This is a genomic window from Allobosea sp. (assembly GCF_030695125.1).
Lineage (GTDB): Bacteria > Pseudomonadota > Alphaproteobacteria > Rhizobiales > Beijerinckiaceae > Allobosea.
Genome location: NZ_JAUYTP010000058.1, coordinates 46,171 through 60,876, shown reverse-complemented (window position 1 = coordinate 60,876; position 14,706 = coordinate 46,171). Strand labels below are relative to the sequence as shown.

14 protein-coding genes are annotated in these 14,706 nt (G+C 68.3%); all 14 read right to left on the bottom strand.

Annotated elements, in window-relative coordinates; genetic code table 11:
* Window positions 1-10: 10 nt before the first annotated feature.
* Complete coding sequence (locus Q8S38_RS18475) at window positions 11-379, bottom strand: PilZ domain-containing protein (protein WP_305681812.1); 369 nt, start codon at window positions 377-379, stop codon at window positions 11-13.
* A gap of 138 nt (window positions 380-517) precedes the next feature.
* Entirely contained in the window at window positions 518-844 is a 327-nt protein-coding gene (locus Q8S38_RS18470; RefSeq protein WP_305681811.1) for a PilZ domain-containing protein, read from the bottom strand.
* Between the two features lie 113 nt (window positions 845-957).
* A complete protein-coding gene (locus Q8S38_RS18465; RefSeq protein WP_305681852.1) occupies window positions 958-1,416 on the bottom strand; it encodes a cupin domain-containing protein in 459 nt (152 codons plus the stop codon).
* A gap of 185 nt (window positions 1,417-1,601) precedes the next feature.
* Entirely contained in the window at window positions 1,602-2,300 is a 699-nt protein-coding gene (locus Q8S38_RS18460) for an ABC transporter ATP-binding protein (RefSeq protein WP_305681810.1), read from the bottom strand.
* A 157-nt stretch (window positions 2,301-2,457) separates the two neighbouring features.
* Window positions 2,458-3,207 carry an ABC transporter ATP-binding protein gene (locus tag Q8S38_RS18455; RefSeq protein ID WP_305681809.1) on the bottom strand — a complete coding sequence of 250 codons (750 nt, stop codon included), beginning with the start codon at window positions 3,205-3,207 and terminating at the stop codon, window positions 2,458-2,460.
* Window positions 3,200-4,189 carry a branched-chain amino acid ABC transporter permease gene (locus Q8S38_RS18450; protein ID WP_305681808.1) on the bottom strand — a complete coding sequence of 330 codons (990 nt, stop codon included), beginning with the start codon at window positions 4,187-4,189 and terminating at the stop codon, window positions 3,200-3,202. Before Q8S38_RS18450 ends, Q8S38_RS18455 begins: the two co-directional genes overlap by 8 nt.
* Window positions 4,186-5,112: a branched-chain amino acid ABC transporter permease gene (locus tag Q8S38_RS18445; RefSeq protein WP_305681807.1), complete on the bottom strand. Its 927-nt coding sequence runs from the start codon at window positions 5,110-5,112 to the stop codon at window positions 4,186-4,188. The genes Q8S38_RS18450 and Q8S38_RS18445 overlap by 4 nt, the downstream gene beginning before the upstream one ends.
* A 95-nt stretch (window positions 5,113-5,207) precedes the next feature.
* A complete protein-coding gene (locus Q8S38_RS18440; protein WP_305681806.1) occupies window positions 5,208-6,377 on the bottom strand; it encodes an ABC transporter substrate-binding protein in 1,170 nt (389 codons plus the stop codon).
* 283 nt (window positions 6,378-6,660) lie between these two features.
* Window positions 6,661-7,743 (bottom strand): BMP family ABC transporter substrate-binding protein, encoded by a 1,083-nt coding sequence (locus tag Q8S38_RS18435; RefSeq protein WP_305681805.1) that lies wholly within the window; start codon window positions 7,741-7,743, stop codon window positions 6,661-6,663.
* Window positions 7,744-7,773: 30 nt separating this feature from the next.
* Entirely contained in the window at window positions 7,774-8,697 is a 924-nt protein-coding gene (locus Q8S38_RS18430; protein ID WP_305681804.1) for an ABC transporter permease, read from the bottom strand.
* Window positions 8,698-8,941: 244 nt separating this feature from the next.
* The gene (locus Q8S38_RS18425; RefSeq protein ID WP_305681803.1) at window positions 8,942-10,006 is read right to left on the bottom strand and encodes an ABC transporter permease; all 1,065 of its coding nucleotides are present in this window, start codon (window positions 10,004-10,006) and stop codon (window positions 8,942-8,944) included.
* Complete coding sequence (locus tag Q8S38_RS18420; RefSeq protein ID WP_305681802.1) at window positions 9,999-11,558, bottom strand: ABC transporter ATP-binding protein; 1,560 nt, start codon at window positions 11,556-11,558, stop codon at window positions 9,999-10,001. Before Q8S38_RS18420 ends, Q8S38_RS18425 begins: the two co-directional genes overlap by 8 nt.
* Window positions 11,542-12,396, bottom strand: coding sequence for a xanthine dehydrogenase accessory protein XdhC (xdhC, locus tag Q8S38_RS18415; protein ID WP_305681801.1), 855 nt, complete (start codon window positions 12,394-12,396; stop codon window positions 11,542-11,544). The genes Q8S38_RS18420 and xdhC overlap by 17 nt, the downstream gene beginning before the upstream one ends.
* Window positions 12,393-14,705, bottom strand: coding sequence for a xanthine dehydrogenase molybdopterin binding subunit (gene xdhB / locus Q8S38_RS18410; protein WP_371125919.1), 2,313 nt, complete (start codon window positions 14,703-14,705; stop codon window positions 12,393-12,395). Before xdhB ends, xdhC begins: the two co-directional genes overlap by 4 nt.
* Window position 14,706: the final 1 nt, after the last annotated feature.

Here is a 14,706-nt window from a genome sequence, read left to right as displayed (position 1 = left end):
TTGGCTGCCGTCAGCCGGCTTCGGTCAGTTGCTGAATGCGGCTCTTCATGCGGGCATTGTCCCGCTCCGCCATGCGCAGGCGCATCGCGACGTCGGCTTCCGCAGGGCCTGCGGTTTCCGGAACCGCCTCGGTCTCGAAGGACACGCCGATGCGCGTACCCGTCCGCCAGCGGACATGGGCACGGTAGCAGCAGTGGCGCTGGGCGATCTCGAGTTCGAAATCGGAGGGCAGGAGCACCGAGTCCGGCACCACGATGAGGGCGCCCCCGTCGGAGATATTGCGAACGACGCAATCGAGGGTCGCGCGCTTCTGGTTGTACAGCGCTCGGGCGCCCAGAAGAGAGCGCAGCCGTGGTGTCTGGCGCCGCTCCGTGGTCATGGCTCGATCCCGGCCGTCTGCATCCGGGCGGCCCCATGCCGCCCCGAGGTGACCATGCCAGAGTCCGCGCTGCGCTGCAGCAACCGCCTCGTTCAATGTTTAACGATCAGTCGCCCGGATGCGCGAAAGACGGGCGGCTCAGCCCGCATCGCCGCGGTCGGCCCGGCGGGCGCGCGCCTCGGCCAGCGAGACGACGGCGCTCGGGCGGGCCTCCTCGGGCGTCAGGAAGGCGACCCCGACATCGTCGCCGCGCCGCCAGCATTGGCGGACCCGACGGCTGTCGCCGGCCGGGATGTCGAGTTCGAAGGTGTCGGGAAGCTCGATCCAGTCCGCCATCCGCACCATTGCGCCGGTCTGCGAGCGATTTCGCACGGTGCAGGCCAGCACCGACTGCTCGCCGTTGAACACGAGCCGAGCCGGCTGGTGGAGGCGGCTGCGCGTCTGGAGGCGGCGATCGGCGATCATCGGCAGGCTCCCGCAAAGGGCCTCCGAGGGATCGGAGGCGTGCTGCCGGCGAAACTGCCGCAAACCGGCCGCCGGTGCAGCCTTTACCTGCGCTTAACCTTACCCCGTCGGCGTCAGGCGCCGTCGGGCGGCGGCGGCAGGAAATCGACCTCGTGCTTGGCCGAGAGCGCCACGACATCGGCGGGATTCTGCTCCGCCATCGAGTGGATGCCCCAGAACAGGTCGTAGAGACGTCCCGTCGGCGCGACCCAGAACAGGCACTTCACGGTGGAATCGCTCTTGTTGAAGAGACCGTGGGGCACATTGCGCGGCAGCCGGATCAGGTCGCCGGGCAGGGCATGGCTCTCGGCCCCGTCGAGCACGAGGTCGAGCCGCCCCTCGAGCATGTAGATGAACTCATCCTGCGTGGTGTGGATATGCGGCGGCACGAAGGTGCCTGGCGGGAAGGTCGCGTGCCAGGAGAAGGAGTCCTCGCTCAGCGACTTCGGCACATAGGTCTGGCCGAGGATGTTCCAGGAAATCGAATCGAGCCCTTCATTGGCCCGGGTCACGCCGGCGGTCAGTGGTTTCATCATGGGTGGTTCTCCGTTTTGCTCTGGTCGTTCTGGCGTTGAAACACGCCGTCATTCTGGACGACCGCAGGTCGGCCGGGATCCATCATAAGGCACCGACAGAGCTCCATGATGGATCCCGGCCTGCGCGGCTGCGCCGCTTGTCCAGGATGACGGTCCGCTTCCATCTTCCAACCAATCGCCTGTCAGAAATGCAGGAAGCGGTCCTTGACCGCGCTGTCGCTGCGCAGATCCTCGCTGGAGCCGCGCCAGACGACGCGGCCCTTCTCCAGCACGACATGGCGGTCGGCGATCTTGGCCAGCGCATCGACGTTCTTGTCGATCACCAGGATCGACTCGCCCTCGGCCTTGAGCGCGGCCAGGCAGGCCCAGATCTCCTGCCGGATGATCGGGGCCAGCCCCTCCGTCGCCTCGTCGAGGATGATCAGCCGGGGGTTGGTCATCAGCGCCCGGCCGATCGCCAGCATCTGCTGCTCGCCGCCCGAGAGTTGGTTGCCGCGGTTGGCGCGGCGCTCCTTCAGGCGCGGGAAGAAGGCATAAATCCGCGCGATGTCCCAGCGCGGCGTGCCGAAGCGGCTGGCGGCCGTGGCGATCAGGTTCTCCTCGACCGACAGCGTCGGGAAGATCATCCGCCCCTCGGGCACAAGCCCGATGCCGGCCTGCGCGATCCGAAACGAGGCCGCGCCCGTCAGATCCCGGCCCGCAACGGTGACCCGGCCGGCCTTGGGCTTGATCATCCCCATGATCGCCCGGATCGTCGTGGTCTTGCCCATGCCGTTGCGGCCGAGCAGCGTCACGACCTCGCCTTCGCCGATCGACAGATCGACGCCGAACAGGATCTGCGCCTCGCCATAGCCGGCATCTAGCCCCTCGACGATCAGCATGGCGCCCTTCCTGTCATTCCGGGGCGCGCAGCGAACCCGGAACCCACGACCGGGTGAGACAATTCAATGGCGCCATGACAAGCGTACCCAGTCGTGGGTTCCGGGTTCTTCGCTTTGCGAAGCCCCGGAATGACAAGGGGGGCGCCCTCTCTCATCCTTACCCCTCCTCGCCGAGATAGGCTTCGCGCACCGCCGGGTCGGCCCGCACGCTCGCGGGATCGCCCGAGGCGATGACGCGGCCATAGACCAGCACGCTGACGGTATCGGCCAGCGCGAACACGGCCTCCATGTCGTGTTCGACCAGCAGCATGGCGTAACGCCCCTTGAGACTCTGGAGGAGCGCGATCAGGCGTTCGCCCTCCTCGCGCCCGACGCCGGCGAGCGGCTCGTCGAGCAGGATGGCGGCGGGCTCCAGCGTCAGCGCCATCGCGATCTCGAGCGCGCGCTTTTCGCCATGCGACAGGCGCCCGGCCAGCACATGGGCTCGCTCGGCCAGACCCACGGCCTCGATCGCCGCCCAGGCCGGCGCGTTCAGAGTTTCGTCGCGGGCGGCGTTGCGAAACAGGGCCAGCGGATGCGCCGCCCGCGCCTGCACGCCGAGCGCGACATTCTCCAAAACGGACAGCGACGGGATCGTCGAGGTGATCTGGAAGGTGCGCGCCAGGCCGGCCTGGGCGCGCTGTTCCGGCGGCAGACCGGTGATGTCTTCTCCCCGGAAGCGGATGCTGCCGGTGTCCGGGCGCAGCATGCCGGAGATTTGATGCACCAGCGTCGTCTTGCCGGCGCCATTGGGGCCGATGAGCGCATGCAACTCGCCCGGCGCCACCGAGAGGCTGACGCCGTCGGTGACCTTAAGCGCCCCGAAGGCCTTCTGCAGGCCCGAGAGAACGAGCACGGGCTCAGTCATGCCGGGCGATCCCGAGCTTGCGCATCAGACCAACGATGCCGCCGCGCGTGAACAGCACGAACAGCACGATCATCGGGCCGAAGATCACCTTCCAGTGCTCGGTCCAGCCCGACAGAACGTCTTCGGCGACCAGGAAGGCGATCGCGCCGATGATCGCGCCATGCAAGGAGCCGACGCCGCCCAGCACGACCATGAAGATCAGCTCGCCCGAGCGCGGCCAGGACATGAAGGCCGGGCTGACGAATTCGGTCTGGTTGGCGAGCAGGAAGCCCGACAGCCCTGCGATCATGCCTGAGATCACATAGGCGACGAGCCGGATGCGCGAGACGTGGAAGCCCGTCACGGAAACCCGCGTCGCGTTCTCGCGCGCGGCCCGCAGCACCCGCCCGAAGCGCGAGGCGACGATGACGCTGACGAGGGCATAGCAGGCGAGAAGCACGCCGAGCACCACATAGAAGAAGCCGATGCGGTTCTTGAACAGGTCGAAGCCCAGCACCGTGCTGCGCTCGTACAGGGTCAGCCCGTCATCGCCGCCGTAGGCGGAGAGTGCCTGCGCCAGGAAGTACACCATCTGGCCGAAGGCGAGCGTGATCATGATGAAGGTGACGCCGCGCGTGCGCAGCGACACGAAGCCGGTCACCGCACCGAAGAGCGCACATATGACGAGGACGACCGGCAGGATCAGCAGCGCCTCGGTCTGGCCCTCGGTGATCATGATCCCCGTCGCATAGGCGCCGATCCCCACAAAAGCGGCATGGCCGAAGGAGACCATCCCGCCGACGCCGAGGATCAAGTCGAGCGAGAGCGCCGCGATGCCGAAGATCATCGCCCGCGTCACCAGCGTCAGCCAATGCGAGGGCAGGCCGAGCGAGACCGCGACCGGCAGAAGGGCCAGCAGCGCAAACAGGAGGATGGCGACGACCGGGCGTCGGCCGGCGAGCGCGTCGCGTCGCGGCGCGGCCGCTGTGCTGGCGAGGCTCATGCGCGTCCCTTGGCGGGCAGGAGCCCCTCGGGCCGCACGAACAGCACGATCGCCATGACGAGATAGATCAGCATCGAGGACAGGGCCGCACCCGCCGCCCGGGCCGAGGGCGCGCTCATGAACAACCGCAGGAGATCGTTCATCGAGGAACGGCCGAGCGTGTCGACGAGGCCGACGATCAGCGCGCCGACGAAGGCGCCGCGGATCGAGCCGATGCCGCCGACGACGATGACCACGAAAGCCAGGATCAGGATGTTGTCGCCCATGCCGGGCTCGACCGAGAGGATCGGCGCCGCCATCGCGCCGGCGAAGGCCGCCAGCATCGTCCCGAAGGCGAAGACGATCATGAACAGCTTGTTGATGTCGACGCCCAGCGCCGAGACCATCGGCGCGTTCGACGCGCCGGCCCGCAGCAGCATGCCGGCGCGTGTCTTCTCGACCACGAACCAGAGCAGCGCGCCGACCGCCAGACCCGCGCCGATCAGCGCGAAGCGGTAGGTCGGGTAGAGAATGCCGTCGAGCAGCGCGACATTGCCCGACAGAAAGGCCGGGACCGGCACCGAGAGCGGCGCCGCACCCCAGATCATCTTGACGCCCTGGTTGAGCAGCAGGATCAGCCCGAACGTCGCCAGCACCTGGTCGAGATGGTCGCGTTCGTACAAATGTCGAAAAACCAGGAATTCGAGCGCGAGCCCGATCACCAGCGCAGCCGCCAGCGCCAGCACCAGCCCGAGCACGAAGCTGCCGGTGAGGCCGACGAAGGTCACGGCGAGATAGGCGCCGAGCATGTACTGCACGCCATGCGCCAGGTTGATGAAGTCCATCACGCCGAAGACGAGCGTCAGCCCGGCGGCGACCAGGAACAGCAGGATGCCGAGCTGGAGGCCGTTCAGGATCTGGACGATGAGGAGGCCGGTGGTCATGTCATGTCGCCCGTCATGCTCGGGCTTGACCCGAGCATCTCAGGAAAGAGATTCTCGGGTCTGCGCTTCGCTTCGCCCGAGAATGACGAAAAGGCTTACTTCAGCGCGCAGTCCTTCGCGTGCGGGTCGGCGTAGTCCGTGAACACCTTCGAGACGACCTCGGTCTGGAACTTGCCGTCCGCGCGCTTGGCGGCCTTGACCAGGTAGAAGTCCTGGATCGGGTAGCCATTGGTGTTGAACTTGAACTTGCCGCGCAGCGAGGTGAAGTCGGCCTTCTTCAGGGCGGCCCGGATCTTGTCCTTGTCGGCCGTGCCGCCGGCTGCCTTGATGGCCGAGTCGATCAGCATGGCCGCGTCATAGGCCTGCATCGCATAGGAACCCGGCACGATCTTGTAGGCCGCCTCATAGGCGCTGACGAAATTCTTGCTCTGCGGGTTGTCCATGTTGGGCGCCCAGGTCATGCCGCCGAACAGGCCGACCGCTGCATCCTGCTGCGCCGGCAGGGTCGATTCATCGACCGTGAAGGCCGAGAGGAAGGGAATCTTGCCCTGCAGGCCGGCCTGCGACCACTGCTTGACGAAATTGACGCCCAACCCACCCGGCAGGAAGGCGAAGACCACGTCGGGCTTGGTCGAGGCGATCTTGGCGAGGTCGGAGGCGAAGTCCATCGAGGTCAGCGGCGCATAGACCTCGTCGACGATCTCGCCCTTGAAGTAGCGCTTGAAGCCGGCGAGCGAGTCCTTACCGGCCTGGTAGTTCGGCGCGATGATATAGGCGCGCTTGTAGCCTTGGTCCTGCGCATGCTTGCCGAGCACCTCGTGGACCTGGTCGTTCTGGTAGGAGGTCACGAAGAAATTCTGGTGGCAGCCCTTGCCGGCCATGGTCGAGGGGCCGGCATTGGGCGAGATCAGGAAGGCGCCGGAGTCCAGCACGGGCTTGGCGATCGCGCCGAGGATGTTCGAAAACACCGGGCCGACGACGAAATCGGCCTTGGCGCTCTCGACATAGGCCTTGACCTTGCCGACGGCGACGTCCGGCTTGAGCTCGTCGTCGATCACGGTGATCTGCACCGGCACGCCGCCGAGCTTGCCGCCGTTCTGGTTGACCGCGAGCTGGAAGCCGTCACGGACCTGCTGGCCGAGCGCCGCGGCCGGGCCGGTCAGCACGCTGACGACGCCGATCTTGAGCGGCTCCTGCGCCTGGGCCGACGCGATGCCGAGTGCGAGCAGTCCGGCGCCGAGCGAAAGCGAAAACTTGAGTGTCATGTCGAATGTCCTCCCGGGACGAGCGAGAAAGCGACAGCGCGACAGGGGTCCCCTCGACCTCCTTGACCGCACGATGAGGGCATATTGTTTCAAGCTTAAAATATCTGCAAGGGGGCCGCTGCAAGAATGTTGGACAGCCCCCTCGCTGTCATTCTGGGGCGGCCTGCAAGGCCGAACCCGGAACCCACGACGGGGTCAAACCCGTGCCGATAGCGTTCGCCAACGCTCGCCCGGTCGTGGGTTCCAGGTGCTTCGCCGAGGCGAAGCCCCGGAATGACAGGCCTCACGCCTGCACGCCATCGACATACCAATCCATCTTGGACAGGATCGCGTCCGACGCCGTCTCGCCGGCCTTCAGGCGGACTTCGCCCTTCTGGTCCTTCAGTTCCCCGGTGAAGGGGTGGAGCGTGCCGGCGACGATGCCCTTCGTGACCGCATCGGCAGCGGCGCGCGCAGCCGGCGTCACGGCGTCGTTATAGGGCGCGATCTTGACCATGCCGTCCTTGATGCCGTGCCAGACGTCGCCGCTCTTCCAGCTGCCGTCCATCACCTCCTTGACGCGCTTGATGTAGTAGCCCGACCAGTCGTCGACGATCGCGGTCAGATGCGCCTTGGGGGCGAAGGCCTTCATGTCGGAGGCCTGGCCGAAGGCGAAGACGCCGCGCTGCTCGGCCGCCTGGAGAGCCGCCGCCGAATCGGTGTGCTGGGTGATGATGTCGCAACCCTGGTCGATCAGCGCCTTGGCGGCGTCGGCCTCCTTGGCGGGGTCGTACCAGGTCGAGGCCCAGATCACCTTGGTCCTGAAGTTCGGGTTCACCTTGCGGGCGGCGAGCGTGAAGGCGTTGATGCCCATCACCACCTCCGGAATCGGGAAGGAGGCGATGTAGCCGGCCTGGCCGGACTTCGACATGTGCCCGGCGATGGTGCCGATGACAGCGCGGCCCTCGTAGAAGCGGGCATTGTAGGTCGCGACGTTCTCGGCGCGCTGATAGCCGGTCGCGTGCTCGAACTTCAGGTTGGGGAACTGCTTGGCGACCTGGATGGTCGGGTTCATGAACCCGAACGAGGTCGTGAAGATCAGCTGGTTGCCGGCCTGGGCGAGCTGGCGGATCGCGCGCGCTGCATCGGGGCCCTCCGCCACCTTCTCGATGAAGCTGGTCTTGATCTTCGCCCCGTACTCCTTCTCCAGCGCCAGCCGGCCCTGGTCATGGGTCCAGGTCCAGCCATGGTCGCCGACCGGGCCGACATAGATAAAGCCGACGCCCAGCGGCGCCTGGGCGGACGCCCCGCCGCCGATCAGCGGCAGGGTAGCGGCGGTGGCGCCGGCTCCGAAATTGAACCGGCGGCGGGTGATGATGGAGGTCATGCTACGCGTCTCCCCTGGTTGGTTGCGGCGTCACGACGCCGAGAATGGCTTGCCGAGGCAGGCCGGCGCATTCGCCCGGCCCGCCCTGCGACCCAGCGACATCATGGTCAGAACCGCGACGGTCGCAAGATAGGGCGTCATCGCAAGAAGCTCGGGCGCGAGCCAGGTGATGCCGGCCGCCTTGGCCTGGAGCTCCAGCGTCATCACCGCACCGAACAGATAGGCGCCGAGCAGCAGGCGGCCCGGCCGCCAGGCGGCGAAGACGACGAGCGCGAGTGCGATCCAGCCCCGACCGGCGGTGAGCCCGTCGGCCCACATCGGTGTCAGCGCCAGCGAGAAATAGGCCCCGCCCAGCCCCGCCAGCGCCCCGCCGAAGGCGATCGCCGCATAGCGGATGGCGATGACGGGGTAGCCGATCGCATGGGCCGAGGCATCGTTCTCGCCGACGGCCCGAAGGATCAGGCCAGGCCGCGTCTTGCGCAGGAACAGGCTGACGCCGAGCACCAGCGCGAGCGAGAGATAGACCACGATGTCGTGGCCGAAGATGGCACGCAGCAGGGGATGCTCCGAGAGCGCGGCCGGAAACACCGGGCCGAGCCGCGTGATCGTGCGGCCGACGAAGCCCGCGCCGATCAGCGAGGAGGCGCCGATGCCGAAGATCGTCAGCGCCAGCCCCGTCGCGACCTGGTTGGCCGTCAGCGACAGCGTGAGTACGGCGAAGACCATGGCGGTGGCCACGCCCGCCATCACCGCCGCCAGGAGGCCGAGCATCGTGCTGCCGGTGCTGAACGCGACCGCGAAGCCCGCCACCGCGCCGCACAGCATCATGCCCTCGACGCCGAGATTGAGGACGCCGGACTTTTCCGTGACGAGTTCCCCCAGCGCCGCCAGCAGGATCGGCGTCGAGGCGGCAACGAGGGTCATCAGGATCGAGACGAGGATGGCGGTCGTCATAACGCGACCCCTGTCATTCCGGGGCGCGCCAAAGGCGCGAACCCGGAACCCACGACCGGGTGATACCTTTCCGTCATTGCGAGGAGCGTCAGCGACGAAGCAATCCAGGAACGGGAACGCTCCACGTCGCTCTGGATGGCTTCGCTGCGCTCGCAATGACGGGAGGGGGGCACCCCGTCATGGGTTCCGGGTTCGCTGCTGCGCAGCGCCCCGGAATGACAGGTGCAGGTTGTCGAGCGCGCCCTCATGCCGCCCGCACCTTCCAGCTGATGCGGTACTTCACCAGCACGTCGGTCGCCAGCAACACGAACAGCAGCAGCGCCTGGAACATGCCCGTCGCCGCCTGCGGCAGCCGCACGGTCGTCTGCGCGATCTCGCCACCGACATAGGTTCCCGCCAGCACGATGCCGCCGAAGACGATACCCAGCGGGTTCAGCCGGCCGAGGAACGCCACGATGATCGCGGTGAAGCCGTAGCCGGTCGGGAATTGCGGGGTCAGCTGCCCGAAGGGGCCGGCCGCCTCGAACAGCCCGGCGAGCCCGGCCAGCCCGCCGCTGGCGAGCAGGGTCGCCCAGGTCACCCGGTCGGCGCTGAAGCCGCCATGGCGCGCGGCAGCAGGCGCCAGACCCACGACCTTGACCGCATAGCCGGCGGTCGTTTTCTCCATCAGCAGACAGGCGACGAGCGCGATCAGCAGCGCCGCGGGGATGCCGAGATGGACGAGCGAGCCCGGCATGATCGCCGGCAGCGTCTGGTCGGCCCCGAACATCCGCGTCTGCGGAAAGTTGAAGCCGTCCGGGTCCTTCCAGGGGCCACGCACCAGGTAGTAGAGGCCCTGCACCGCGACATAGGTCAGCATCAGGCTGGTCAGGATCTCGCTGACCTGCAGCCGCACGCGCAGGAAGGCCGGCACGGCCGCCCAGGCCATGCCGCCGAGCACGCCGGCCAGCGCCATCACGGGGAGAATCCACCAGCCGGTCATGCCGTGCGTCGCCAGGGCCACGCCCGTGCCGGCGATCGCGCCCATGATGTACTGGCCCTCGGCGCCGATGTTCCAGACATTGGCCCGGAAGCCGATCGCCAGCCCCAGCGCGATCATCACCAGCGGCGCCGCCTTGACGCCGAGATCGGGCCAGCGCTGCGGCTCGACGAAGGGCGTCACGAAGATGCTCTCCACCGCGTGGAAGCCGTCATAGCCCATCGCCGTGAACACGATCATGCCGAGCAGCATCGTCAGCCCGATTGCGATCAGGGGGCTGAGCCAGAGCATCAGCGTGCTTGGTTCGCGACGGCGGCGCCATTCAAGCATGGGCCGGCGCTCCCGGCTGCGAGGCGGCCCCATGCACCCCGCCCATCATCAGGCCGATCTCATCGATGCCGAGGCTGGCCACCGCGCGCGGGGCAGAGAGCCGGCCCTCATTGATGACGCAGAGCCGGTCGGCCAGCTCGAGCAGTTCGTCGAGATCCTGCGAGATCACCACCACCGCAGAGCCCTTGGCGGCGAGATCGACCAGTTCCTGCCGGATCGCCGCCGCTGCCCCCGCATCGACCCCCCAGGTCGGCTGGCAGACGACGAGCACGCCGGGCGTCTGGCCGATCTCGCGACCCATGATGAACTTCTGGAGATTGCCGCCCGAGAGCGAGCGGGCCAGCGCCGCCGTGCCGGTGGTGCGGACGTCGAAGCGCTTGATCACCGCATCGGCGAAGCGGTTGACGTCTCCCGTGCTGATCAGCCCGAGCGGCGTCAGCGGCAGGCGGTGGCGCGCGGTCAGGATCGCATTGTCGGCGAGCGAGAAATCGGGGACCGCGGCATGGCCGTTGCGCTCCTCGGGCACGCAGCAGAGCCCGAGCGCCCGGCGCGCCCCCGCATCCAGCCGCCCCACCGGCTTGCCGTCGAGCGCGATCGCATCGGCCGTGTCCGCCGGCCGTTCGCCGGACAGTGCCGTCAGCAGTTCGGACTGGCCGTTGCCGGCGACGCCGGCGATGCCCAGGATCTCGCCGGCCCGCGCCTCGAAGGCGACAGCGCGCAGGTCAGTGCCGAAGGGAGGCTCCCCCGGCAGCGTCAGCCCGGACACCGACAGCCGCACCGGCCCGGCGCCGGCACTTTCGCCATGCTCGATCTGGCGCAGCTCGGCGCCGATCATCAGCTCGGCCATGCGCTTCGTGCTCTCGACGCGCGGGTCGCAGGTCGCGACGACCCGGCCAGCCCGCAGGATCGTGGCGGCCTCGCACAGCGCCTTGATCTCGTGGAGCTTGTGCGAAATGTAGAGGATCGCGCAGCCCTGCGCGGCGATCTGGCGCAGCGTGCCGAAGAGCTTATCCACCTCCTGCGGCGTCAGCACCGAGGTCGGCTCGTCCATGATCAGCAGCCGGGGATTCTGTAAAAGGCAGCGCACGATCTCGATGCGCTGCCGCTCGCCGACCGACAGCGTATGGACCTCGCGCTCGGGGTCGAGCGGCAGCGAATAGCTTTCGAGGATGGCCGCGACGCGCGCCTTCAACGCGTCCCGGTCGACTGCCTCGTCGAGACCGAGCGCGATGTTCTCGATCACCGTCATCGCGTCGAACAGCGAGAAGTGCTGGAAGACCATGCCGATGCCCAGCCGCCGCGCGGCCTTGGGCGAGGGGATCGAGACCGGCGCGCCGTCCCAGGCGATGGTGCCGCTGTCGGCCTGCTGCACGCCGTAGATGATCTTCACCAGCGTCGACTTGCCGGCGCCGTTCTCGCCGAGCAAAGCGTGGATCTCGCCCGGGCGGACGCTGAGGCTGATGTCCTCGTTGGCCTTCACACCTGGGAAGCTCTTGGAGATGCCCGACAGGGCAAGCCGGGGGCGAACCGTCTGGTCAGGCGGTTGCGTCATGGCCGGCCCGTTCCTCCGCTCCGGCTCCTCGGGAAGCCTGTTGTTTCCGAAGCAAACTCCGCACCAGCTCGGCGGCCGTCAAGGCCGCGATCACCTGCGGCCGCTTGTCGTCCACATCGGCGCCGCCGATCGGGCAGGTGAGGCGGGACAGCGCCTCGCGTCGTCCCCCGGTGCGCAGGAAGCCGGCCTCGAACCGCGCTCGCTTGGTCGCCGAGCCGATCATCCCGACGTAAGAGGCATCGCCCCGCTGCAGCGCGGCCTCGGTCAGGCGGTAGTCGAGCGCGTGGCTATGCGTGAGAACGACATGGGCCGCACCAGACGGCGCCATGGCGACGGCCGCGACAGGATCGGCCATGCGGATGCAGGTCACCGCTGCCGGCAGCCCATCCATGACGCCGTCGCGATCGTCGATCAGCGTCACCTGGAAAGGCAGGGGGGCCAGCGCCTCGACCAGGGCCCGCCCGGTATGCCCGGCACCGAACACCAGCACGGCCGGGCGCGTCCCGGCCTCGGCCCGCTCCCGCGCCAGCTGCATTGCGAGGTCCGCCGATGTCGCGCGCCGCAGCGAGACCTGCACCCGCCCGCCGCAGCACTGGCCCATCTGGGGGCCGAGCGGAATGTCCAGCGCTCGCTCCGTCTCGCCCGCCACCAGCATCGCGCGGGCGATGTCGAGGCAGTGGAACTCGAGCTGCCCGCCGCCGATCGTCCCGGCCGCGCCGGTTTCGCTCACCGCCATCGTCGCGCCGGCCTCGCGGGGTGTGGACCCGGCGGCACGGGTGAGGGCCATGAGGATAGCGCCATCCGCGAGGTGGCGGGCGAGGAAGGCGGAGACACTCATCGACCCGCCTCCGCCCGAACCCGCTCCACCGCCGCCAGCACGCGCTCGGGCGTGGCGGGCGCATCGAGCCGCGGGCAGATCCGATGGCCCCCGACGCTCGCGACCGCATCCGACAGCGCATGCAGCACGCTGATCGCCAGCATCAGCGGCGGCTCGCCGACCGCCTTGGAGCGGTGGATCGTCGCCTCGCGATTGGGGGCGTTCTCCAGCAGTGCGACGTTGAAGATGCGGGGCCGGTCGGAGGCGACCGGGATCTTGTAGGTCGAGGGCGCATGCGTCTTCAGCACGCCCTTGGCATCCCACACCAGCTCCTCGGTCGTCAGCCAGCCCATGCCCTGGATGAAGCCGCCCTCGATCTGGCCCTTGTCGATGGCCGGGTTCAGCGAGGTCCCGCAATCATGCAGGATGTCGACGCGCTCGACCTTGTATTCGCCGGTCAGCGTATCGACCGCGACCTCGGCGGCGGCCGCGCCATAGGCGAAATAGTAGAAGGGCTGGCCGCGCCCGGCCTTGCGGTCCCAATGGATCTTGGGCGTCGCGTAGAAGCCGGTGGCCGAGAGCTGGACGCGGCCGATATAGGCCGCCTTGACCAGATCGGCGAAGGCGATCTCGCGGGCGCCGACCTGCACGAAGCCCGGCCGGAAGACGATCGCCTCCGGGCTTTCCTGCCAGTGCCGGGCGGCGAATTCGGTCAGCCGCGCCTTGATCGTCGCGCAGGCGTCGAGCGCCGCCATGCCATTGAGATCGGAGCCGGAGGAGGCCGCGGTAGCGGAGGTGTTGGGCACTTTGCCGGTCGTCGTCGCGGTGATCTTGACCTGGTCGAGGCCGATGCCGAAGGCCTGCGCCACCACCTGCGCCACCTTGACGTAAAGCCCCTGGCCCATCTCGGTGCCGCCATGGTTCAGCATCACCGAACCGTCGGTGTAGACATGCACCAGGGCGCCGGCCTGATTGTACCAGGTGGCCGTGAAGGAGATGCCGAACTTGACCGGCGTCAGCGCGATCCCGCGCTTCACGACCGGGCTTCTCGCATTCGCTTCGCGGATCGCTGCCTGCCTTGCGCGGTAGTCGCAGGAGCGCTCCAGCCGTGCGATCACCTCGCCCGCGATGTTGTCCGTCACCGTCTGGTGATAGGGCGTCAGATCGCGGCCGGGCCCCTCGCCGGGCGTGCCGCCATAGAGGTTGCGCCGGCGCACCTCCAGCGGGTCGAGCCCGGTCGCGAAGGCGACCTCCTCGATGAAGCGCTCGGCCCCGACCATGCCCTGCGGCCCGCCGAAGCCGCGGAAGGCCGTGTTCGACACGGTGTTCGTCAAAAGCGGCTCGGAGCGTCCCCGCACCGCCGGGTAGAAATAGCAATTGTCCATGTGGAACAACGCCCGGTCCGTCACCGGCCCCGACAGATCCGCGTTCCAGCCGCAGCGCGCCGCATAGACCGCGTCGACCGCATGGATGCGTCCCTCGTCGTCGAAGCCAATCTCGTAATCGACGACGAAGTCGTGCCGCTTGCCTGTGACGATCATGTCGTCGTCGCGGTCGGGCCGGAGCTTCACGGGGCGCTTCAGCTTGCGCGCGGCGAGCGCGGCGACGCAGGCGAAGAGATTGGACTGGGTCTCCTTGCCGCCGAAGCCGCCGCCCATGCGCCTGACTTCGACGGTGACGGCATGGGAGGCGACGCCCAGCACCTGCGCCACCATGTGCTGCACTTCGCTGGGATGCTGCGTCGAGGAGAAGACCTGCATGTCCTCCTCCTCGCCGGGAATCGCGAGCGCGATTTGGCTTTCGAGGTAGAAATGATCCTGCCCGCCGATCGTCATCGAGCCCTTGAGGCGTCGCGGGCTTTCCGCCAGCGCGGCAGCGACATCGCCGCGCTCGAGCTTGAGCGGGTCGGTCACCAGCCTGCCGCCGGCCGCGCGGGCCGCCGCGACGTCGAGCACGGGCGGGGTCTCCTCATAGACCGCCTGCGCCAGAGCCGCCGCCTCCCGCGCCGCCTGGCGCGTCTGCGCGACGACGGCGAAGAGCGGCTGGCCGTGATGCAGGATCGTCTGCGTCGCGAAGACCGGCTCGTCATGGCGATGCGTCGAGGAGATGTCGTTGACGCCGGGAATATCGGCCGCCGTCAGCACCGCGACCACGCCGGGCGCCGCCAGCACGGGCGCGAGATCGAGCGAGACCAGCCGGCCATGGGCGATGCGGCTGAGACCAAGATAGGCGTGCAGCAGCCCCTCCGGCGCCGCGATGTCGTCGATATAGACGGCCTCGCCCGCGACATGGCGGGTGGCGGAATCGTGGATGCGCGGCGCTCCGACCATT